Here is a 21405-nt window from a genome sequence, read left to right on the forward strand (position 1 = left end):
TTCGGATCCTGTTGGCTTCAGGCGATGCATCGTTCCCGCCTCTCCACCGGTCGGGCGGCACCGTTCCTGGTGAATGCCCAGAGGACGAGGGCGAGGCCGCTGAATCCGGCACCGAGTACGCACACCGCGCTCCAGCCCGCCGCGGCGTACAGGGTCGTCGCGGCGAGGGCCCCGACGGCACTTCCGATCGAGTAGAAGACCATGTATCCGCCGATGAGCCGGCTTCCCGCGTCGGGGTGCAGCGCGTGGATCAGGCTCTGGTTGGTGACGTGTACGGCCTGTACGGCGAGGTCGAGAAGGATCACTCCCGCCGCGAGGGCCCACAGCGACTGCCGGGTGAGAGCGAGGGGCAGCCACGAGAGGGTCAGCAGGGCCAGGCCGAAGCCGGTGGTCCGGTTCGCGTGGCCGCGGTCGTTGAGGCGGCCCGCGACGTTGGCGGCGAGGGCCCCGGCGGCGCCGAGCAGCCCGAACGCGCCGATCGCGGTCGACGGCAGGGACATGGGGGGATCACTGAGGACCAGGGTGACGCTGCTCCAGAGGGTGCTGAAGGCGGCGAAGACGAGGAGCGCGAACAGTGCGCGCAGGCGCGGCAGGCGTTCGCGCGTGAACAGGCGGACGGTGGAGGTGAGCAGGCGCCCGTATCCCAGTGCGGGCGCCGGTGTGCCGCGCGGGGGAATGACACGGTGTAGCGCGAGGGCCGACACGCAGGTCAGCGCTGCGGAGGTGAGGTAGACCGAGCGCCAGCCCGCGAGGTCGCCGAGCAGTCCGGAGACGGTACGGGCGAGCAGGATGCCGGTGACGACGCCGCTGGTGACGACGCCGACGACACGGCCGCGGCGGGCGGGCTCGGTGAAGGAGGCGGCGCAGGCGACGAGGGACTGTGTGACGACGGCGAGCATCCCCAGGGCGGCCATCCCGACGAGGAGCGCCGTGGCCGTGGTCGTGGTTGCGACGAAGAGGAGCGCGGCGGCCAGGAGGAGCAGTTGCGTCGTGATCAGCCGTCGGGGGGCGAGCAGGTCGCCGAGCGGAACGATGAGGAAGAGGCCCAGGCCGTAGCCGATCTGCGTGAGGGTGACGATGGTGCCGAGTGCCGCCGGGGAGATCGCGAACTCGTTGCCGAGGGCCACCAGGAGTGGCTGGGCGAAGTAGACGTTGGCGACCGCGGTTCCGCAGGCGACCGCGAACAGTGCGGTGGCGCCGCGGGGCAGTACGGCGGTGGATGTCGCCTGGTTCATGGTGGCCCTTCCAGCAGTCCGGTTTCGGTTGCATGTTGCTACCTGTGACCGTAGAGGTGACTGGTAGCATGTTGCAACCGTCATGGACGGCCGGTCGGCCGCGAAGGAGGACGACGTGGTGAAACGGACCCGGTTCGACGACAGCGACTGCCCGGTCGCGCGATCGGTCGACGCGATCGGCGACTGGTGGTCGCTGCTGATCGTGCGCGACGCCTTCGACGGGAGCCGGCGCTTCGGCGAGTTCCAGCGAAGTCTCGGGGTAGCCAAGAACATCCTGAGCGCCCGGCTGCGTACCCTGGTCGCGGGCGGGATCCTGGTCTCGGTACCGGCGCCCGACGGCGGCGCCCACCACGAGTACGAGCTGACGGAGAAGGGCCGGGAGCTCTTCCCCGTCATCGTCGCGCTGCGTCAGTGGGGCGAGGCACGGTTCTTCGAACCCGGTGAGCCCCACTCGGAACTGACCGATCGCCGCGAAGGCCTCCCCCTGCTCCCGCTGGAGGTCCGCGCGCAGGACGGACGGCTCCTCACCCCGGACGAGACGGTCGTCACCAAACTCGATGGCTCCACGACGCCCCACCGCTCGCCGGGCCGGTGAGCGGTCTTCGCGCGCGCCGCATGTGCCGTGCGCGTCGCGAGTGCCGAGCTGGGGATCATGATGCTCACCGCGATGGCCATGGGCCGGCGGCCGGACGGGGGCTGGGGCTTCCTCGCCGCCTTCGGACTGCTGCTGTGGTTCAGGTTCGCGCTGATCTGGATCGGGGTGTGGCTCGGGCTGCTCGTGCCCAACCCCGAGGCCGCGGGCGGGCTGTTCGCGGTGGCGTACCCGCTGACGATGGTCTCCAGTATCTTCGTCGCCCCGCAGCTCATGCCCGGCCGGCTGGGCCCGGTCGCGGCCTGGAACCCCGTCTCCTCCACGTCCGCGGCCACCCGGGAACTGTTCGGCACACCGGTCGGCGGCGGCTCCTGGATCGAGCAGCACGCGATGCTGATGGCGGTGGCGCGGCCGGTGCTGCTGACGGCGGTCTTCCTGCCCCTGGCCGTACGGCGGTTCCGGAGGCTCGACCGATAATCGGTGGTGGAGGTGGGCCTTGTTCCACAGCGTACGTACCGTGATGACCTTCGCCCTGGACCCCGAGGCGTCGGCCCGCTGGTGGGGTGAGCTGCTGGACGTCCCCATGAGGATGGACGTCAGCGACGCCGGGGACGTCTACGCCTGGGTGGAGATCGGCGGGGTCGAGGTCGGTTTCCACCCCGCCGACGACGAGCGCAACCCCCGGGGCGGCAGCCCGGTCGTGTACTGGGGAGTGGACGACCTCGACCGGGTACGCGAGCGGCTGCTGGCGGCCGGCTGCGAGCACCACCGGGGCCCGCTGGTCATCGAACCGGGGCGACGGATCGCCCAGCTGCGCGACCCGTTCGGGACCGTCGTCGGCATCGAGGGCCCTTGAGAGCCCCTGGGCCGTGTCCGTTCCGTGAAGTCCCGCCCGGCTCGCTGCGCCCGGCGCCTGTCACTCCGGATCGTTCCGGATGCCTCGTTCGGCACTCCCGCCACTAGCTTTTCGACGGCGCCCGCCAGAACGACCAGTCCGGAGCCCGGGGAGCAGCGATGCCGACGACCGCCACGACCCGCCGCCGGCCGATCGCCGCACTGCTCGGGCGTCAGGAGCGAAGAGTGCTCCACGCGGTCGGCTGCGGGCTGCGGAACGACGAGATCGCTGCCGCTCTCGCCGTCTCCGAGGACGCCGTGGCCGGGTATCTGGCGCGGATCCTCGTGAAGCTCGGGCTGCGGGACCGGGCCGCCGCCATCGTCCACGCCTTCGACTGCGGCCTGGTCGTGCCCGGTTGCGGTCCCCGTCCGCAGGCGGCGGGCCCGGTGCTGCGGGCGGCGGGCGGGCCGAAGGCGGAGATCTCCGTGCTCGGGCCGCTGGAGGTGCGGCGGGGCGGGCGGGACCCTGGATCCTGGGCATCTGCGCCAGCAGGCCGTACTGGCGGCGCTGGCACTGTGCACGGGCCGGGCGGTCAGTCAGCAGGAACTGCTCGACGGGGTCTGGGGGTTGGAGCCGCCGGTCACCAATGTGGTGCCGGTGTACATCTACCGGTTACGCAAGAAGCTGCGTCTCGGGGACGGCGGCCCCGACCCGTTGATCGAGCACGGCCGGTGCGGCTACCGGCTGGCCGCCGGTGGGGTCGAGGTGGACGTGGCGCGGATGGAGGCGCTGGTCACCGAGGCCGGGGCGGCCGACCGGGCGGGAGAGACGGCCGAGGCGGTCCGGCTGTGCTCCCGGGCGCTGGAGCTGTTCCGCGGGGAACCGCTGGCCGGTCTGCCCGGACCGTTCGCCGAACTGGAACGGCTGCGGCTCACCGAGCGCAGGATCGCCGTCGTGCAGCGGAAGTCGGAGTGGCAGCTGCGGCTGGGCCGGCACTCCGAGGCGGTCGCCGAGCTGTCCGCCTTCTTCGCTGCGCATCCCTTGAACGAGTCGGTGGCGGCGATGCTGATGCGTGCGCTCTACCGCGACGGGCGGCAGGCCGACGCGGTGGCCGTGTTCGCTCGCACCCGTCGGCGGCTCGCCGATGACCTGGGGGTTCGTCCCGGCCGACTGCTGCGGCAGACGTACCGGATGATTCTGTGCGGGGACGAGGCCGGGCTCAGAGCTATCACGCCGTGATAGGGCCCGGGGCGTCGGCGGCGGATCACCGTCTGTCGGCGGCCGGTTGTCCCGGCCACCGACAGACGGTGAAGGGCGTCCGTGGTTACGCGGGGTACCAGGCGCCGTTGTACCACTGCTCGTTGGCGCTGTCGTTGTGGTGGTCCATGTTGAAGTCTTCGGGGTAGTTGTTGACGTGGTTGGCCGGGTACGTCCAGATGCCGGCGGACTCGTCGCAGACGTAGTCCCAGTGGCAGATGGTCTTGACCGGAATGTTGCCGAAGAACTTGTCGGCACCGGCGAGCGGTGCGCCGACGATTCCGCCGAAGGGCACGGATCCGCCGTTGGCACCGGGGTTGCCCTGGCGCTTGGGGTCAGCGATGAGGATGGCGTTGACGTTGTCGAACGTCTGCCAGTTCTCGGTGACCCAGATGTGCACCACCGCGGCACCCAGGGAGTACCCGCCCATCTTGACGTGCTGGCCGGGGCACGCAGCGCGCTGGTCGCGGACCAGCCGGTTCAGCTCGTTGACGCCCGCGCGGGCGCTCGCGCCGTTGGGGATCGTGGTGGGGTACCCGACGTGCTGCTGGATGTTGCCGTAGAAGCCGTCGTTGTTCCAGGAGCTGCCCGTGCCCCCGACCACGATCGTGTAGGTGCCGTCGCACGGAGCCGCCGCCTGTGCCGTGGTCCCCTGTGCCACCGAGAGCCCGGCTGTCATCAGCAGACCGGCTGCCGCGGCCGCGATCCTTCTTGTTCGCATTCCGTCCTCCGCATGTGGTTGGCCGACGCGGCCGCATTCCGGTGCGGTACGCGGCCGGCCCGGGTCGAGGAAGACAGTGGCAGCGGTCGATGACATCGCGATGAAACCGGGCTCCGGCGGGCGGTATCGGTGTCCGGCCGACGGCGATAACCCATGGATAAGGGCGCCGCCTACCTTCGGGTTCCATGCAGGAGGCTCAGACCTGAAAGGGGTTTGCCGCATGGACTTCCGGATTCTCGGGCCGGTGGAGGCCCGGCGTGACGGGGACTGGATCGCGTTGTCCGGTTCCAAGGTGCACACGGTCCTTGCCGCGATGCTGCTCGCACACGGGCGGGTCGTCTCGGACTCCAGACTCGGCGCGCTGCTGTGGGGGTGGGACCCACCCGTCACCGCGAGCGCGCAGATCTATACGTACATGTCGCGGCTGCGCAAGCTGCTCGGTGACGAGGTCGAGATCGTGCGGCGGCAGCCCGGATACGTGCTGCGGGCGCCCGGGGCCCGGATCGATGTCGTCGAGTTCGAGCGGCTCGACCGGCTCGGCCGCGAGGCGCTGCGGGAGCGGCGTCACGCCGATGCCCAGGCGCTGCTGACCGAGGCGCTCGGGTGGTGGCGTGGTCCGGCCCTGTCGAACGTGACCGAGTTCCTTCTGGAGGCGGAGCTGCCGCAACTGGAGGAGGCGCGGATGCTGGCGCTGGAGAACCGTATCGAGGCGGATCTCGCGCTGGGGATGCACGAGCAGGTGACGGCCGAGCTGACGGGCCTGGTCGCCGAACATCCCGTACGGGAGCGGCTGCGCGCCCAGCTGATGACCGCGCTGTACCGGTGCGGGCGGCAGGCCGATGCCCTCCAGACGTACTACGAGGGGCGCAAGGTGCTCGTCGATCAGCTGGGGGTGGACCCGGGCGAGGTGCTCGGGGCGACGTACCAGGCGGTGCTGGGCGGGGAGTTGGGGTTGCGAGGTGCAGGGGCAGCGCGGGGGCGGTCCGATGTGCCCACCATGCTTCCGGCCGCCGACTGCGGCTTCGTCGGCCGGTCCGCGGAACTGTCCCTGCTGACCTCGCGGTTGGCGGCCGGGACGAACCGGCCCCGGCGTCTGCTGGTGACCGGGATGGCCGGGGTGGGCAAGACGGCGCTGGCCGTGCGGGCCGCCGAGGAGAGCGCCGGTCGTTTCCCCGACGGTCAGCTCTTCGCCGAGCTGTGCGATCAGGACGGCACGCCCAAGGACGCCGGCGAGGTGCTGGTGCGGTTGCTGCGGGCACTGGGCGAGCCCGGTCTCGACGGGAACTCGCGCGCCTTCGACCGCGACGAGCTGGTCCGGCTCTACCGTGCCCGGACCTCCGGCAAGCGGCTCCTCGTCGTGCTCGACGACGCGGTCGGCGACCTCCAGGTGGCGCCGCTGCTGCCCGCGAGTCCGCAGGCGGCCGTGCTGATCACGAGCCGGGCCCGGCTGGCCCGGGTGGCCGGGGCGGACACCGTGGCGCTCGCGCCGCTGGACGGCGACGAGTCCCTGGCGATGCTGGCGGCGGCGGCCGGTGAGGAGCGGCTGAGGGACGATCCGGACTCGGCCGACGACCTGGTCGCGTACTGCGGGGGGCTGCCGTTGGCGCTCGCCGTGGTGGGAGCCCGGCTCGCGGCGCGGCCGTCGTGGCCGGCCCGCCGGTTCGCGGACCGGCTCGCCGATCCGGCGGAGCGGCTCGCCGAGCTGTCCTTCGGTGATCTGGACGTGCGGGCGGCGCTGCTGCCTTCGGTACGGCGCATGGCCGCCGGGGCCCCGCAGGCGCTCAGGGCGCTGTCCGGTGCCGGTACGGAGCCGTTCTCGGCCCGGGACGCCTCGGTGCGGCTCGCGGTGTCGGAAGACGAGACCGAGCGGGTGCTGGAGTCGCTGGTGGACACCGCGCTGCTCGACCTCTCGGGGCTCGATCCGCAGGGGCTGCCGCTGTACCGGTGCCATGAGCTGGTCCTCCTGTACGCGGCGTCGCTGGACCCGGCGGCCTTCGGCCCGGTCTCCCCCGCCCGGCGTTCGCCCGCCGCGCACGACAGCGCCACCGCGGTCGGGTGACCGCGGTGGCCGGGAAGTCGCCGTCGTCCGTGGTGTCACCACGTCCCGCGGGTCCAGGAGTACGTCGGGATCTCGGGGACGAGCGCGGGGGTGATGGTCTCGCGGACCACGGTCCACGCGTCGGCGACGACGCGTTCGCGGGGCGGCCGGGCGGCGGTGCCGAAGGCGGTCGCGGTGACCGCCCACATCGCGGCGACGGCGGCGACGGCCCGGACCTCGGCGGAGGGCTTGGCCGGTACGGCGCGGCCCCGGCCGACATCGATACGGAAGCCGAGCTCGGCGGCCTGGGCGGCCCGCACCTCGTGGGCGACCGGGCCGCCGGGGCGGCCGAACACGGCGGCGGACAGGGGGTGTTCGTAGGCGGTACGCACCCAGACGGAGACCCGGACGCGTTCGCGCTCCTCCCAGCCGCCGCGTGCGGCGGGCCCGGGGTCCGCCTGCTCGACGGCGGCGGCGAGCTCGGCGAAGTATCCGGTCAGTTCGGTGTCGTCGAGCGCCCCGAGGCCGGCGTCGAGCTGCCCGGCGTTGCCGTCGAGCTCCCCGATGTCGGCGGCGAGCGTGCTGCGGTCGGCGAGTTCATCGGCGTAGGCGGCCCGGGGGGCCGGAGCGGCCGGAGCCATCGGGGCGGTCTCCAGGGGCTGCGTCGTCATGACGGTCGGCTTCCTTCGGTGTCGGGCGCATCGGTTTCCCCGGGCGGGCCGAGTACGGAGTGGATGTGAACGGGACCGGGCGGAGCGCCACCGGGCGGGCGGGCGATGGCGGCGGCCACCCGGTCGTCGAGCCGCAGGTCCTGGACCGACCAGACGGTGGTGCGGCCGGAGTGCGTGTGCAGTACGCGGACCGGTCCGTGACGGGCCGGCCAGGTCTCCAGCTCATTCAGCGCGGTGCCCACCAGTCCCAGCCCGGCCGCCTTCACGACGGCCTCCTTGCGCGTCCAGACGCGGTGAAACACCGCGTCGCGTGCCGGTCCGGGCGGCAGCGTCAGCAGGTGTGCGCGTTCGTTGTCGGTCAGCACCGAGTCGTACAACGAGGGCTGGCGCATGGGCCGTACGGCCTCGACGTCGACTCCGATGGCGTGGCCCTCACCGAGCGCGAAGACACCGCACCCCGCGGTACGGGACATGCTGATCGCCCACGGCACCTCGGGGTGTTCGATCACCGGCGGGCCGTGCCCGAGGTCCCCGCAGCCGGGGCACTGGCGCCGGCCCAGCTCGATGGACTGCGGTGCCACGAGCAGTAGTTCGGACAGGGCGCGGCGCGCCCCGGCCCTGGTGTGCACGAAGGCGGCCACGTCCCGCTCGGCCAGCAGGGTGAGCGCGCGGTGGAATTCGTCGGTGCCGAGCAGCGCCAGATCGTCGGGGACGACCCGCTGCGGCGGATGCCACCACCAGACGTGGGCCGCACCGGCGAGATCCGGTGTCCCGGGCGCTGCCCGGGAAGGCTGCTGGGTCCCGGTGCTCTTCGGTGTTCCGGGTACGAACGCCATGGACTGCCCCCATTCCTTATTCCTTCACGGTCCTTGTCGACCTCTCGCGTCTTCCCGTGGCCTCCGGTTCCTCCGCCCGGCCGACCGTGCGGACAGAAATGCCACGGTGCGATCGTCCGCCCGGCGGCTACGGGTCGTCTATATGTGTCCGGGCAGGTGCCTGGGCCCGAATTCCCCGTAGGGTCGCGATAGCACTCACTCGGAGACTGGGACGGTAATTTCCGACCGACCCGAGGATGTCCACATGTCCGAGACCCATACGCTTTCCCTGCCGCTTTCGGCAGTGGCGGCAGGCACCGTCGTGGAGTTGACGGAGGCCGAGCAGAACGCACTCGTCGCCGTCGCCGAGCAGCTGATCCCGAAGGGGTCCGCGGACGGCAGGATCGACGATCTCCGCTGGCTGGACGCCGCGCGTGAGGCCTCCGTACAGCTTCCTCGCAGGCTGCTCTCGGCGCTGCGCGCGTTCCGTCACGACGCGGGCCCCGACGGGGTCCTGCTGCTGCGCAACCTGCCGGTGGTGGCGGACGACCCGCTGCGTCCGACGCCGGCCGTGAAGGGGTCGGTGGAGCGTCTTCCCACGGTCGCCGCTTCCGTCATCACCACCGCGATGCTGCATCTCGGAGAGGTCATAGCATTCCGTAACGAAAAGACCGGCGCGCTAGTGCAGAATGTCGTTCCCGTTCCGGGGAGCGAGTCCTCGCAGAGCAATGCGGGTTCCGTTCTCCTCGAACTCCACATCGAGAACGCATTCCATGACAACCGCCCGGATTTCGTGGGTCTGCTGTGTGTGCGGGAGGACCCGACGGGCGATGCGAAGCTGTGCACGTCCTCCATCCGCCGCGCGCTTCCGCTGCTCTCCGAGAAGACGCGGGCGGTGCTCTCCGAGCCGCGGTTCCTGACCGAGCCGCCTCCGTCCTTCGGCACCCTGGACAGCGTGACGCCCGCCCACGCGGTGCTGAACGGCGACCCGGAGGACCCCAATGTGCTGGTGGACTTCTCCGCCACGCATCCGCTGGACGACGAGGCCCGGCACGCCATGGCCGAGCTGCGGGACGCGTTCATGGAGACGATGTCGGCGCTGTCGCTGCGCGTCGGCGACCTGGCCGTCGTCGACAACCGCCTCGCGGTGCACGGCCGTACGTCGTTCACTCCGGCCTACGACGGTGCGGACCGCTGGCTGCACCGGGTCTACGCGCACCTGGACCACCGGCGCAGCCGGGTGGACCGGGCGGGCAACGGTGCGGTCCTCGGCTGAGCGGGCCCGCGCACGCGACGTGCGTATCCGCCAGGCAGGCCGAGGGGCCGGCCCCCGCACCGGGGGGCCGGCCCCTCGGCCGTGTCCGTGAAGTCCCGCCCGGCTCGCAATCAGGGGTGTACGGGAGCTGAACTCCCGTACACCCCTGGGGTGTTGGCGTGCCGCTTCGGCCTACTGGCGGGCGCTGATGACGTCCGCAGGGCGGCCGCCGAGCGCGAAGCGGCCGGGGACCAGCGTCGCCAGCGCGGTGAGCACCGCGGCGAAGCCGAGGACCCCGAGGAACATCGGCAGGTCGATGGACGGCTGGGCGGCGCCCGTCATGCCGACGCTGAAGGCGGTGAGCACCGCGAGCGAGATGGCCGTGCCGAGCACCGCGGCGACCAGGACGATCAGCGCGGACTCGATCCTGAGCATCGACATCACCTGGCGGCGGGTCGTGCCGACGAGCCGCAGCAGGGCGAACTCGCGGCTGCGGTCCGATACCGACATGGCCAGGGTGTTGACCACGGCGATCGCGGTGAACGCGATGATCAGGCCCATCGCGAGGTAGTTGACCTCGGCGTTGGACTGCTGGACGTCGGCCTGGACGTCGTCGACCTGGGTGCGGTCGAGGACGCCGATGCCCGGGAAGCGCTTGAGGGCGCTGGTCAGCTGCTCACGGCCCGCCTTGCCGTCGCCGGCCGTCTTGACGAGGACGGAGGAGGCGAGCGGGTTGTCGACGTGCTGGGCGACCAGGTCGTGCGACATGGTCAGGTCGCCGAAGCCGAGGCCCCGTTCGTAGACGGCGGCGACCTTCAGCTGTACCACGGTGGAGTCGCCGAGCGTCACCTTGAGCGTGTCGCCGGGCTTCTTGCCGAGGTGGTCGGCGGAGACGTCGCTCATCGCGACGCTCTTGTCCCCGAAGCCCTTGAGGCTGCCCTGCGAGACGTCGGGGTCCCAGTTCGTGGTGAGGCCCTGCGCGGAGATGCCCTGCGCCGGGTACTTGTCGAGGCCGATGCGGACCTGGGTCCGGACGATCTCGGTGACCTGGGTGACGCCCGGTACGGCGCGCAGCGCGTCCGTCGCCTCGGCGGGGACGCCGGGGCCGTTCGAGGCGACCACCCAGTCGGCCTTGTTGCCCGCCTTGGCCTGGGCCGAGGCGGCGTCGCCCATGGTGGTCTGCACGAACAGGACGGTGCAGGCCATACCGATGAGCAGGACCAGCGGGGTGACGGCCGCGGCCATCCGCTTGGCGTTGGCGCGGGCGTTGGCGGTCGCGAGGTGGCCGCCGACGCGCGAGAACTTCAGCGGGATCCCGAGGATCGCGACGGCGATGCGGGCGATGACCGGGCCGAGCAGCGAGACCGCGACGGCGAGGACCACGACGGACAGGAACGTGACGGGCTGCGAGGCCGGCTCGGTGCGCAGGAAGCCCAGCAGGACGACCACACCGATGCCGAGGGCCAGGACGAGCACCCCCACGCCGAGCCGCCCCCACGCGAAGTGGCGCTGTTCCATGGACGCCTCGGACAGGGCCTCGGCCGGGCGGATGCGGGCGGTGCGGCGGGCGGAGATGCGGGCCGCGACCCACGCCCCAAGCAGGGCGGCGCCGACGGCGGCGGTGAACGGCACGAAGCTGAAGGTGAGTTCGAGGGTGTCGGGGATGGCCTTGAAGTCGATGAACTTGCTGTGCAGCCAGTACGCGATGGGCAGGCCCACGACCGAGCCGAGGCCGCCCGCGAGGCCGCCGATGATCAGGGCCTCGCGGCCGATCAGCTGACGGACCTGCTTGGGGGTCGCGGCGATGGCACGCAGCAGGGCGAGTTCGCGGTAGCGCTGCTGGATGGAGAGCGCGAAGGTGCCGACGACGACGAGGATCGCGACGAGCAGCGACGTACCGCCCATGGCGCCGCCCATGGAGACGAGCTTGACCCGGGCCTTGCCCGCGTCGAGGAACTCGATGGGGCCGCGCTCGCCGCCGGTGGCGATGGCGTACTTGCGGCCGTCGCCGTCGAGGGCCTTCTCGGCCTGGTCGGCGAGTTCGCTCGCCGAGACGCCGGGCTTGGGCAGCAGGCCGACGGTCGTGATCTGGCCGGCCCGTCCGGAGAGCTCGCGGGCGGTCTCGTCGGAGAAGAACAGCGAGGTCTGCTGGTGCAGGTCGCCGCCCTGGGCCGCGGCGATGCCGCTGACCTTGTACGTCGTCGGGGCGCCGGTCGACTGGATGACGAGGCTGCTGCCGGTCCTGAGGCCGGTACGGGCCGCGAGTTCCCGGTCGAGGACGACCTCGTCGGCGCCCGCGGGTGCCTTGCCGTCGGTCAGCTCGAACGGGGTCAGCGCGGCGGAGGTCCAGGCGTGGCCGTAGGACGGCTTGCCGTCGATGCCCGGCACGATCTGGCCCTGGGGGCCGACCGCGTACGCCGGGAAGTTCGTCTCGGGGACCGCCTTGCGGACACCGGGTAAGGCGGCGAGTTTCGCGGTGGTGCCCTCGGGCAGCCAGACCCGCTCGGCCAGCGGCTTCGCCTTGTGCTTCTCCTTGACCTTGCCCTTCTTCTTCTTGATGGTGGTCTGGTGGACGTTCTGGTCGGCGCCGACGATGACCGGGGCGGCGGCGTAGCGCTCGGTGGCGATGGTGCCGCGCAGCCCGGTCTCCAGGAGGATGCCGCAGGCGGTGACCAGGGCGGCGGCGCAGAACAGGGCGAGGAAGGCGCCGATGAAGCCGCCCTTCCTGGCCTTGAGCGTCTGCAGTGCGTAGCGCAGCATCAGGCCCACGCTCCCAGGTGTGTCATGCGCTCGGCAACGCGGTCGGCGGTCGGGGAGTCCATCTTTCCGGCGATCCTGCCGTCGGCCAGGAAGAGGACGGTGTCGGCGTACGAGGCGGCGACCGGGTCGTGGGTGACCATGACGACGGTCTGGCCGGTCTCGTTCACGCAGTCGCGCAGCAGGGAGAGGATCTCCTTGGCGGTCACGGTGTCGAGGGCGCCGGTCGGCTCGTCGCCGAAGATGACGTCGGGCCGGGTGATGAGGGCGCGGGCAATGGCGACGCGCTGCTGCTGGCCGCCGGAGAGCTCGGCGGGCCGGTGGGCGGCCCGGCCGCCCAGGCCGACGCGGCCGAGGATCTCGTCGAGCCAGTTGTTGTCGAGGCTCTCGCCCGCGAGGCGCAGGGGCAGCTCGACGTTCTGGCGGACCGACAGGGACGGGATGAGGTTGAACGCCTGGAAGACGAAGCCGATGCGCTGGCGGCGCAGCTTCGTCAGCTGGGTCTCGTTCATGTCGTTGAGCTGGGTGTCACCGATGTAGGACTGGCCGGTGGTCGGCTTGTCGAGGCCGGCCGCGCAGTGCAGGAACGTCGACTTGCCGGAACCCGACGGGCCCATCACAGCGGTGAAGGAGCCTCGCTCGATCCCCACGGAGACCCCGTCCAGGGCACGCACGCCGCGGCCGTTCTTGCCGTACACCTTGGTCACGTCGGCCAGACGAAGGGCGTGCCCCCGGTTGACCGTGTTGTAGCCGTTGTCGAGGGAAGGGCGGCTCGTCTCGGTCACCATGTTGCGACCTGTCCTCTCCGTAGTGCGGTTCCGGGTCTCAAGGGGATGATTTTCGAGCGTATATGGCATCGGGTCGAGCGTGGCCCGTAGTTCTATATTCGATCTACTTAGTGGCTTTTTCGGCCAGTTGACCAGGCAATCGTCGCCGGGCCGGGGCCGCCGCGCCGGCCCGGCGACGCCGGGCGAGTGTGTTGTGTCCGGTGCGGGCCACCGGGACTCCGGGGGCCGGGAGTGTGCGGCGGGGTCCGGGCATGGCTTCGCGCCGCAAGAAGGGGATCTTGCGGCGCGAAGCCCGCCGTCACGCCGGGGCGTGGGTGTGGACCGGGCCCGCGGGGCTGGTCTCCGGGCGGGCCACGGAGGCCGCCCAGCGGTCGCCGATGTCGACGTCCGTCACCTGCCACCGCGTTTCCTCACCTCGGTAGCGGTGCACCACCCGCACGGGGCCGTCCTGCGCCGGAGCGACGTCCAGCGTGTTGAGCGGCATGCCCAGCAGGCCGAGGCCGACGGCCTTGACCACCGCCTCCTTGCGGGTCCAGGCCCGGTGGAAGGCGGCGTCCCTGGCCGGGCCCGGGGGCAGGCCGAGGACGTACGCGCTCTCCGGGGCGGTGAGGACCACCTCGGCCAGGCCGGCCGGTTCGACCGGCCGCAGGGCCTCCACGTCGACGCCCACCCAGTTGCCCGCCCGTACCGCGAGGGCTCCGGCCCCCGCCGTGCGGGACAGGCTGACCGCGAGCGGGACCGGCGGGTCGGTGACGGCCGGCGGGCCGTGCTCCCGGTCGCCGCAGCCGGGGCAGATCCGCCGGCCGAAGCCGACCTCTCCCGGTTCGACGCCGAGCAGCCCGGCCACGGCCCGCCGGGCACCGGCCCGGGTGGCGGTGAACGCGGCGGCGTCCGCCTCGGCGTGGAAGCGCTGGGCCCGGCCCCGCTCCACCTCGTCGAGAACGGCGTAGTCCGCCGGGTCGGTCCGTGCGCCGAGCGGCCACCACCACACGTGGATCTCGCCCGACTCCTGCATCCGGCGAACCGCTTCGAGCGCCGGTCGGGGTATGCGCACCTCGCTGATCGCGGTATTCCGCCGAGGTGTCATCTGGCCTCCTCTCGATCCTTTCGATACGGCCGGTCTCAGGCCAGTCCGTTGAGGCGCAGGAGCAAGTCCTTCACCTCGGTGGCGTGGTAGCGGTCCCGTTCCTGTCCCGGGTCGGAGCACAGCAGCAGCGGCCCGTCCCGGTGGTCCTGGGGCAGCCGTCCGTGGCTGCCCTTGACATGGGCCGGGTCGAGCGGCACCACGGTGAGCGGTGCGCGCATCCCGGCCTTCTTGCGCAACAGGGTGAGTGCTGCCTTCGCCTTCACCGCCTTGTCGGCGGGGTCGAAGAAGAGTTCGGCCGGGTCGTAGCCCGGTTTGCGGTGGATCTCGACGCCGCGTGCGAAGTCGGGGGCGCGGGTGTCGTCGAGCCAGTAGTAGTACGTGAACCAGGCGTCCGGTTCGGCGACGGCGACCAGCTCGCCCGCGTTGGGGTGGTCGATGCCGTACGTGGCCTGTTCGGTGCGGTCCCAGATCTCGTCGACGCCCTCGGTGTGCTTCAGCACGTCGCGGACGCGCGGTATGTCGGCGGGGTCGGCGACGTACACATGGGCGGCCTGGTGGTCGGCCACGGCGAACGCGCGGGAGGTGCAGGGGTCCAGGTACTCCATGCCGCGCTGGCTGTAGACGGAGAGGAGTCCCTCGCGGCGCAGGGCGCGGTTGATGTCGACGGGCCTGGAGACGGGGCTGATCCCGTACTCGCTGAGGGCGACGACGGTGGTCCCCCGGTCGCGCAGGTCGCCGAGGAGCGGGGCGAGCGCGGCGTCGGCCTCGCGGGCGGCGCGCACCGCCTGGGGGCTGTCGGGGCCGTAGCGCTGGAGGTCGTAGTCGAGGTGGGGCACGTAGATGAACGAAAGGTCGGGGCGGCGGGTGTCGGCGACATGGCGGGCGGCGCCGGCGATCCACCGGGTGGAGGCGATGGAGGCGGTCGGTCCCCAGTAGTTGAAGAGGGGGAACTCGCCCTGGCGGGCGGTGAGTTCATCGCGCAGCCCGGCGGGTTTGGTGTAGCAGTCGGGGGACTTGCGGCCGTCGTAGTGGTAGACGGGTCGCGGCGTCAGTACGGTGTCGACGTCCGCGCCCATGGCCCACCACCAGCACAGGTAGGCGGTGCTGTGTCCGGGGTCCTGCTTCCGGGCGGCCTGCCACACCTTCTCGCCCTGGACCAGGGCGTTGTGCTGCCGCCACATCATGACCTCGCCGTGGTCGCGGTGGTACCAGCCGTTGGCGACGGCCCCGTGGTCGCGGGGCAGCAGGCCGGTGGTGAGGGTGGCCTGGACGGTGGCGGTGACCGCGGGGAAGACGGTGTCGAGCCGGGCGGTGAAGCCCTCCTGGCCGATGGCCGCGACGTGCGGCATCTCGCCGAGGAGGCGGGGGGTGAGGCCGACGGTGCACAGGACCGCGACCTGATGGTCGGTCATGGGGTGCCTCCCCCGTGCTCGGTGAGGCCGAGCCGGATCAACTCGCCGTGCGTCCATTCGAGTTCGGTGGCGATCCCGGCGGCGATGCCGGCCGCCCCGGAGGGCCGGAGCCCGGCGGGCAGGACGTCCCAGGTGTACGTCTCGACCTCGACGTGGTCGGTGAGGGCGTGCTCCCCGCCGAACGTCGCCCGCAGGGTCTCCTGGAGGGAGTCGCTGGTGTTGCGCAGCGGCGGCTCGGGCTGGTCGTGCAGGGGTACGTGGTAGTGGATGCGCCAGGGCGCGTCGCCGGGCAGGGCGCCCGCGAGGGCGGGGGCGAGGTCGTCGGAGCCGTGCAGGGTGCCGTCGGGGCGCTGTTCGCGGACCTGGTGCAGGAAGCGGGGTTCGGCGAAGGGGCGCAGCGCCTCGCGGGACTCGGCGTCGGCGGGTGTGTCGGCGACGAGGGCGGAGGACGCCTGGAGCTTGACGATGGGCACGCCTTCGGCGACGAGGGCGGCGACGGCGCTCGACGGGTCCTCGTGCTGGACGGCGAGGTGGCAGGCGTCCAGGCACAGGCCGATCCAGTCGTGGTCGGCGCCGGCGATGGCCCGGGATGCCTGGGCGGTGGTCTCGGCGACGCAGCCGGGTTCGGGTTCCAGGCCGACGCGGATGGTGCGGCCGGTCTCGGCCTCGATCTGCTTGAGTCCGGCGGCGAGGTCGTCGAGGTGCCGGGCGGCGGTGGAGCGCTGCACACCGGTCCAGGGGGTGCGCCAGGCCAGCGGCAGGGTGGATATGGAGCCGCGGGCGGCGTCGTCGGGGAGCAGTCCGGCGAGCACCTTGGCGAGGTTGAGGGTGTAGGTCAGGCGGGACGGCTCGGACCAGTCGGGGAAGTACACGCCGCGTTTGACGACGGGGGTGTGGAAGCCCCGGTAGGGGAAGCCGTTGAGGGTGACGGTCTCCAGGCCCCTGGTGGTCAGGGCCCGGCGCAGCGCGGCGGTGTCGGCAGGGTGGTCGGCGAGGTGGTGGGCCACGTCGGCGGGAAGCCAGAGGCCGAGGCCGACGAGGTCGGTGCCGAGGTGCTGGCGCACCTGTTCCGCGTGGTCGGTGAGCTGGGCCGTGATCCCGTCGAGGGTCTCCGCCGGATGCACGTTGGTGCAGTAGGCGAGGTGGATGGTGGTGGAGTCCGAGTGGTGCAGACGCATGATGTATCGACCTCAACTGCCGCCGCGGGCGATCGAATTTCCGGCGTACAGCCCCGCGGCCTGCACATCGTTGTAACCGTCCAGGTCAAGCCTGCCCGACTGCCCGTAGAACGTGACCGGGTTGCGCCACATGACACGGTCGACATCATCCTCGTCGAAACCGGCTTCGAGCATGGCTTCCGCGGTGATCCTCGTGAGCAGGGGATCGCTGTGTCCCCAGTCCGCCGCCGAGTTCACCAGCATGTGCTCCGTTCCGTACTTTTTGAGGATGCCGACCATCCGCTGCGGGGTCATCTTGGTGTCCGGATAGATGGAGAACCCCATCCAGCAGCCGGTTTTGATGACCTCGGTGACGGTGACCTCGTTGAGGTGGTCGAGGACGACGTGGCCGGGTTCGATCCCGGACTCCTCGATGACGGCCAGGGAGCGGGCGGTGCCGCCGGCCTTGTCGCGGTGCGGGGTGTGGACGAGTGCGGGCAGCCCGAACTCGACGGCGAGGTCGAGCTGCGCGGCGAACGCGTGCTCCTCCGCGTCGGTCATGGTGTCGTAGCCGATCTCCCCGACCGCTACGACGGAGTCCTTGGCGAGGTAGCGCGGCAGCAGGTCGAGCACGGGGGTGCAGCGCGGGTCGTTGGCCTCCTTCGGGTTGAGTCCGATGGTGCAGTGGTGCCGGATGCCGAACTGGGCGGCGCGGTAGGGCTCCCAGCCGAGCAGGGCGTCGAAGTAGTCGGCGAAGCTGGCCGGGTGGGTACGTGGCTGGCCGAGCCAGAAGGCCGGTTCCACCAGGGCGCGTACACCTGCGTCGTACATGGCCCGGTAGTCGTCGGTGGTCCGGGACGTCATGTGGATGTGCGGGTCGAATATACGCATGGCCGATCTCCGTCGGGGTGTGTGGCCCGGCTCCGTCGCGGGCCGGGGGCGGTGCTCAGCTGTCGTGGGTGGCGACCAGCCACAGGTCGGCGGGTACGGTGCGGCCGGCCGCGCGGCGCTCGGTCGCGAAGCCGATGGCCATCCGGGCCAGTTCGGCGTCCCGGCGTTCGTGCAGTCCGGCCACCTTGGCCAGCGGGATTCCGGTGAAGAGGCACTTGAGGACGGCCTGGCGCCAGCGGTACTGGTCGAGGTGGACCCGTGCGTAGGGGCCGAGTGCGGCGGCGATGAGCCGGTTGTCGTTGGTGCGCAGGGCGTCGTCGGTGAGGTGGACGGCGTGCGGTCCCAGCGGCAGGAAGGGCAGGGCGCACAGGACGCCGCGCCGCTCAGCCGCGTCGCCGTTGCGGTAGCGCTCCGTGATCTCCTGCGCCAGCTCCTGTCCTTCGGCCTTCAGTTGGGCGAGGAGCCTGGTGCGTACGCCGTCCTCGACGCTCCAGCCCGCCCAGCCGGGCAGCCTGCCCCGGCCGTAGACGCGGCCGGCGGCGGGGAAGCGGCTGTCGAGGGCGGCCGGGCCCTGTTCGGCGACGGCCGCGAGGTCCTGGGCGAGGCGGGCGCGGTGCTCGTGGCCGAGGGCGGAGCCCAGCCCCTCGGTGAGGGCACGCAGGGTGAGGGTGTGGTGCACGGTGGTCGGTGCCGCCGTGATGGTCGGTGCTGTCATACGGGTTCGGCCTCCTTCGACAGGACTGCTGCGGTACGCAGGAATTCGATGCTGTGGCGGGCGGTCGCGGTTGCCGCGTGGCTGTGCCGGGGCAGTTCCACGGAGACCAGTCCCTGGTACCCGGCCGCGCCGAGGGCGCGCAGTACCGGCGGGAAACAGATCTCGCCCTCGCCGAACGGCAGGTGTTCGTGGACGCCGCGCCGCATGTCCTCGATCTGGACATGGGCGAGGCGGTCGGATGCCAGTTCGACGCAGCGGGGGACGCTGTGGGGTTCGAGGCACCGGCAGTGGCCGATGTCGAGGGTGAGGCGGAAGCGGTCGGGGAGACCGAGCTCGCGGTGGAGCCTGCGGTAGCCGGCGAGGTCGGCGACGAGCATGCCGGGCTCGGGTTCGAAGGCGAGGTCGATCCCGGTGGCGTCGGCGTGCGCCACGGTCTCGGCGCAGCCGTCGACCAGCCGCTGCCAGGCCTGTTCCGGGGTGGTGCCGGGGTCCGGGGTGCCGCTCCAGAAGTGGACGGCCCCGGCGCCGAGTTCGGCGCCGATGCCGATGGCGCGGCGCAGCAGCCCGAGGCGCAGCTCACGGCCCTCGGGCTCGGCGGAGAGCAGGGTGGGGCGGTGCTTGCGCCAGGGGTCGAGGAGGTAGCGGGCGCCGGTCTCGACGACGACGGCGAGGCCGGTGGCGGCCAGGGCGCGCCGGGTCTCGGCGATCCGCCGGGGCAGGTCGTGGGCGTAGGGGTCGAGGTGCTGGTGGTCCAGGGTGAGGGAGACGCCCTGGTAGCCGAGGTCGGCGAGGACGCGCAGCGCGTCGGGCAGCCGGTGGTCGGCGAAGCCGTTGGTGCCGTACGCGAAGCGCAGTCCGGGGGGCGGGGCGTCCGGGCGGTGGCTCATGTCGAGGACACCTTCCGGGCGAGCCGGCCCACCAGGGGCAGGGCGGCGACCAGCGGCAGGGCGAGCAGGGGGGCTCCGGCGCGGGCCACCAGGGTGGCCTGGAGGGGCAGCAGGGCGTGGATGCCCGCGCCGACGGCGGCGCGGACGCGCGGGGCGGAGGGGTCGCGGACGACGGCGGTCTGGGCGCGGGCGCAGGTGCCCGCGTAGGTGGCGAGGGCCGCTCCGGTGACCAGGTCGCGGGCGGACTTGCGGGCGGCGGGGGCGTCCGGTGTCCCGGCAGCGGCGAGCAGTGCGGCTACGGAGGACGCGGCGGGGGCGCCGAGGTGGGAGCCGTCCGCCGCGGCGGAGAACAGCCGGGCGGGGGTGGGCAGTTGGGCGGCGCTGGCGGTTGCGGCGCGCGGGCCGGCGGTGGCCAGCAGGTGGGCCGCGCCCGCTCCGGCGATCGCGGTCGTCGTCGCGAGGGACAGCTTCGGCTCGCTCGTGGGCGCGCCGTCGACCTCGTGGCGGCTGAGGCGGGTCACCGCGAAGGTGTGCGCGGCGACCGCGGCGGCGGCCGGGAGGGCGGCGGCCGCGCGTCCGGGACCAGTGCCGTGCAGGACGTCCAGGGCGCGGGCGGCGGCCATGGCGGCCGGGCCGAGCGGGGTCGACTTGAGGCCGAGGTCGTACGCCCAGACGGCGGCGGCCAGCGGCAGGGTGCGGCGCAGCAGGGTGCGCCGGCCACCGGCGAGGGCGGCGAGGCCGAGGCCCGCGCCGGTGAGGCCGATGGCGGTGGCGAGGGCGGCGCGCGGGGTGAGGCGGCCGGACGGGATGGGGCGTTCGGGGCGCTCGGTGGCGTCCTCGGCACGGTCCGCCCAGTCGTTGAGGGCCATGCCCGCCCAGTACAGGGCGACGGAGGAAGCGGCGAGGCCGGTGGTGCGGCGGATGCCGGGGCGGCCCGCCGCGAGTGCCCCGGCGACGACGTCGCCGGGGACCGTGATCGCGGCCGGGGCCCGGACCAGTTCCGCGTAGGTGCGCAGGGTGGTGTTCATCGCGGGGTGCCGATCGCGGCCGGGACCGGGGCGTTCGCCCAGGCGGTCAGGGCCTCGTACTGGAGGGTGAGGTTGTGCTCGCGGGAGCCGGCCGGGTCCTTGAAGAAGAAGCCGAGCGCGGTGAGCGCCCCGGATTCGCCGCGGCGGCGGCCGTGGGCGGCCAGCCGTACGAGGTCGAGGACGAGCGGGGCGGCGAGGGCGGAGTCGCAGCCCTGCCAGGTGAACTGCATGGACATCCGGACGCCGAGGAAACCCTCGAAGGAGATGTGGTCCCAGGCGGTCTTCCACTCCCCCATCTCGGGGACGTTGTCGATGTGGACCTGGCCCTGGACGGGGTGACCGACGGTCTCCTCCAGGCTGCGCTGCTTGGACTCGGTCTTGCTGCGGGCGGCCTCGGGGTCCTGGAGGGTGGCGCCGTCGCCGCCGCCGAGCAGGTTGGTGCCGGACCAGGAGCGCAGGCGCAGGGCGCGCTGCGTGAACATCGGGGCGAGCGCGCTCTTGACGAGGGTCTCGCCGGTCTTGCCGTCGCGCCCGGCGTGCGGGACGCCGCAGGCGCGGGCGAGCTGTTCCAGGGCGGGCAGCGAAGCGCCCGCGGACGGGGTGAAGTTGATGTAGGCGCAGCCGGCGCGGAAGGCGGCGTACGCGTACAGGGAGCTGGGCGGCAGCAGGTCGGTGCTGGTGGCCAGGACCTCGTCGAGCTCCGTGAGGTCGAGGAAGGCCGGGTCGGGGTCGGGCAGCGGCTCGGTAGAGGAGACGTTGACGACGACGACCTGTTCCAGGGCGTGCCGTTCGCGGAAGGAGACGATGTCCGCCGCGAAGCGCGCGGCGGCCTCGGCCTGGGGCTCGCCGGGCCGCTGCGAGCCGTCGCGGATCTCGCGGTCGGTGGCCTCCAGGGCGCCGCGCACGCCGTCGAGGAGGTTGGCGGGCAGGACGCCCGCCAGGGCGAGTTGCCCGGCCCTCGCCGTCAGTGGGACGGACACGATGTCGTGCCCGCCGAACACGAGGTCGGCGAGGGCCGGGAGCGATGCGTCACGGAACGGGGGAAGGTCCGTCACGCATCCGTCACAGGAGGCGCTGCCCGCGGCGATCGCGGTGGCGCCGACGGTCGCGGCCGTGGCGACCGAGCCTCGTGCGCCGATCATCCAGACGCCGATGCGGGGTGAAGTTCCGGTCGTGGCTCGCATGATGGGCTGTGCCTCCTGAGTCTTACGGGGGTGAGCTGCGGTCCTGTGGCCTGTCCGGCGGACCAGGGTCGGGCAGGTCG

18 protein-coding genes and 2 pseudogenes are annotated in these 21405 nt (G+C 72.5%); 6 read left to right on the forward strand and 14 right to left on the reverse strand.

The annotated features are described in order from the left end of the window. Window positions 1–17: 17 nt before the first annotated feature. Entirely contained in the window at window positions 18–1235 is a 1218-nt protein-coding gene (locus ACFYY7_RS23070; protein ID WP_388664006.1) for an MFS transporter, read from the reverse strand. Between the two features lie 115 nt (window positions 1236–1350). Here ACFYY7_RS23070 and ACFYY7_RS23075 point away from each other — a divergent pair, with 115 nt between their 5' ends. The 4 genes and pseudogenes from ACFYY7_RS23075 to ACFYY7_RS23090 all read left to right on the forward strand — a co-directional run bounded on the left by ACFYY7_RS23075 (window position 1351) and on the right by ACFYY7_RS23090 (window position 3901). Continuing rightward, window positions 1351–1830, forward strand: a complete 480-nt coding sequence (locus ACFYY7_RS23075; protein ID WP_388664008.1) for a winged helix-turn-helix transcriptional regulator — start codon at window positions 1351–1353, stop codon at window positions 1828–1830. Between the two features lie 33 nt (window positions 1831–1863). Continuing rightward, a pseudogene (locus ACFYY7_RS23080) lies at window positions 1864–2304 on the forward strand (ABC transporter permease); the annotation flags it as partial. Between the two features lie 19 nt (window positions 2305–2323). Beyond that, window positions 2324–2683 (forward strand): VOC family protein, encoded by a 360-nt coding sequence (locus ACFYY7_RS23085; RefSeq protein WP_388664010.1) that lies wholly within the window; start codon window positions 2324–2326, stop codon window positions 2681–2683. Between the two features lie 158 nt (window positions 2684–2841). Continuing rightward, window positions 2842–3901 (forward strand): annotated as a pseudogene (locus tag ACFYY7_RS23090) (BTAD domain-containing putative transcriptional regulator). 85 nt (window positions 3902–3986) lie between these two features. Here the strand turns inward: ACFYY7_RS23090 and ACFYY7_RS23095 are convergent. After that, window positions 3987–4640, reverse strand: a complete 654-nt coding sequence (locus ACFYY7_RS23095) for a cutinase family protein (protein ID WP_388590967.1) — start codon at window positions 4638–4640, stop codon at window positions 3987–3989. Between the two features lie 220 nt (window positions 4641–4860). Here ACFYY7_RS23095 and ACFYY7_RS23100 point away from each other — a divergent pair, with 220 nt between their 5' ends. After that, window positions 4861–6699, forward strand: a complete 1839-nt coding sequence (locus ACFYY7_RS23100) for a BTAD domain-containing putative transcriptional regulator (protein WP_388664011.1) — start codon at window positions 4861–4863, stop codon at window positions 6697–6699. Between the two features lie 35 nt (window positions 6700–6734). Here the strand turns inward: ACFYY7_RS23100 and ACFYY7_RS23105 are convergent, their stop codons facing one another. Together ACFYY7_RS23105 and ACFYY7_RS23110 are read right to left on the reverse strand one after the other, a co-directional pair. Further along, window positions 6735–7349: a hypothetical protein gene (locus tag ACFYY7_RS23105; protein WP_388664013.1), complete on the reverse strand. Its 615-nt coding sequence runs from the start codon at window positions 7347–7349 to the stop codon at window positions 6735–6737. Then, complete coding sequence (locus tag ACFYY7_RS23110) at window positions 7346–8185, reverse strand: 4'-phosphopantetheinyl transferase family protein (protein WP_388664015.1); 840 nt, start codon at window positions 8183–8185, stop codon at window positions 7346–7348. Before ACFYY7_RS23110 ends, ACFYY7_RS23105 begins: the two co-directional genes overlap by 4 nt. A gap of 244 nt (window positions 8186–8429) precedes the next feature. On the opposite strand from ACFYY7_RS23110, the gene ACFYY7_RS23115 reads away from it, so the two are divergent. Next, complete coding sequence (locus ACFYY7_RS23115; protein ID WP_388664017.1) at window positions 8430–9440, forward strand: TauD/TfdA family dioxygenase; 1011 nt, start codon at window positions 8430–8432, stop codon at window positions 9438–9440. A gap of 171 nt (window positions 9441–9611) precedes the next feature. On the opposite strand, the gene ACFYY7_RS23120 is transcribed toward ACFYY7_RS23115, so the two are convergent. The 10 genes from ACFYY7_RS23120 to ACFYY7_RS23165 form a co-directional block, all read right to left on the reverse strand. Next, window positions 9612–12179, reverse strand: coding sequence for an FtsX-like permease family protein (locus ACFYY7_RS23120; RefSeq protein WP_388664019.1), 2568 nt, complete (start codon window positions 12177–12179; stop codon window positions 9612–9614). After that, window positions 12179–12964, reverse strand: a complete 786-nt coding sequence (locus tag ACFYY7_RS23125) for an ABC transporter ATP-binding protein (RefSeq protein ID WP_388664021.1) — start codon at window positions 12962–12964, stop codon at window positions 12179–12181. The genes ACFYY7_RS23120 and ACFYY7_RS23125 overlap by 1 nt, the downstream gene beginning before the upstream one ends. 298 nt (window positions 12965–13262) lie before the next feature. Continuing rightward, window positions 13263–14051, reverse strand: coding sequence for a 4'-phosphopantetheinyl transferase family protein (locus tag ACFYY7_RS23130; protein WP_388664023.1), 789 nt, complete (start codon window positions 14049–14051; stop codon window positions 13263–13265). Between the two features lie 35 nt (window positions 14052–14086). Next, window positions 14087–15463, reverse strand: coding sequence for an alkaline phosphatase family protein (locus ACFYY7_RS23135; RefSeq protein ID WP_388664025.1), 1377 nt, complete (start codon window positions 15461–15463; stop codon window positions 14087–14089). Next, window positions 15460–16641 carry a metabolite traffic protein EboE gene (gene eboE / locus ACFYY7_RS23140; protein WP_388664027.1) on the reverse strand — a complete coding sequence of 394 codons (1182 nt, stop codon included), beginning with the start codon at window positions 16639–16641 and terminating at the stop codon, window positions 15460–15462. Before eboE ends, ACFYY7_RS23135 begins: the two co-directional genes overlap by 4 nt. Window positions 16642–16653: 12 nt before the next feature. After that, window positions 16654–17511, reverse strand: a complete 858-nt coding sequence (locus tag ACFYY7_RS23145; RefSeq protein WP_388664029.1) for a TatD family hydrolase — start codon at window positions 17509–17511, stop codon at window positions 16654–16656. A 55-nt stretch (window positions 17512–17566) separates the two neighbouring features. Next, window positions 17567–18226, reverse strand: a complete 660-nt coding sequence (locus tag ACFYY7_RS23150) for an EboA domain-containing protein (protein WP_388664031.1) — start codon at window positions 18224–18226, stop codon at window positions 17567–17569. Then, entirely contained in the window at window positions 18223–19113 is an 891-nt protein-coding gene (locus ACFYY7_RS23155) for a sugar phosphate isomerase/epimerase family protein (protein ID WP_388664033.1), read from the reverse strand. Before ACFYY7_RS23155 ends, ACFYY7_RS23150 begins: the two co-directional genes overlap by 4 nt. After that, on the reverse strand, window positions 19110–20141 hold the full coding sequence (locus tag ACFYY7_RS23160) for an SCO3242 family prenyltransferase (RefSeq protein WP_388664035.1): 1032 nt from the start codon (window positions 20139–20141) through the stop codon (window positions 19110–19112). The genes ACFYY7_RS23155 and ACFYY7_RS23160 overlap by 4 nt, the downstream gene beginning before the upstream one ends. Beyond that, window positions 20138–21325, reverse strand: a complete 1188-nt coding sequence (locus ACFYY7_RS23165; RefSeq protein ID WP_388664037.1) for an inositol-3-phosphate synthase — start codon at window positions 21323–21325, stop codon at window positions 20138–20140. The genes ACFYY7_RS23160 and ACFYY7_RS23165 overlap by 4 nt, the downstream gene beginning before the upstream one ends. Window positions 21326–21405: the final 80 nt, after the last annotated feature.

It is taken from the genome of Streptomyces sp. NPDC001933, assembly GCF_042890955.1.
Taxonomy (GTDB): domain Bacteria; phylum Actinomycetota; class Actinomycetes; order Streptomycetales; family Streptomycetaceae; genus Streptomyces.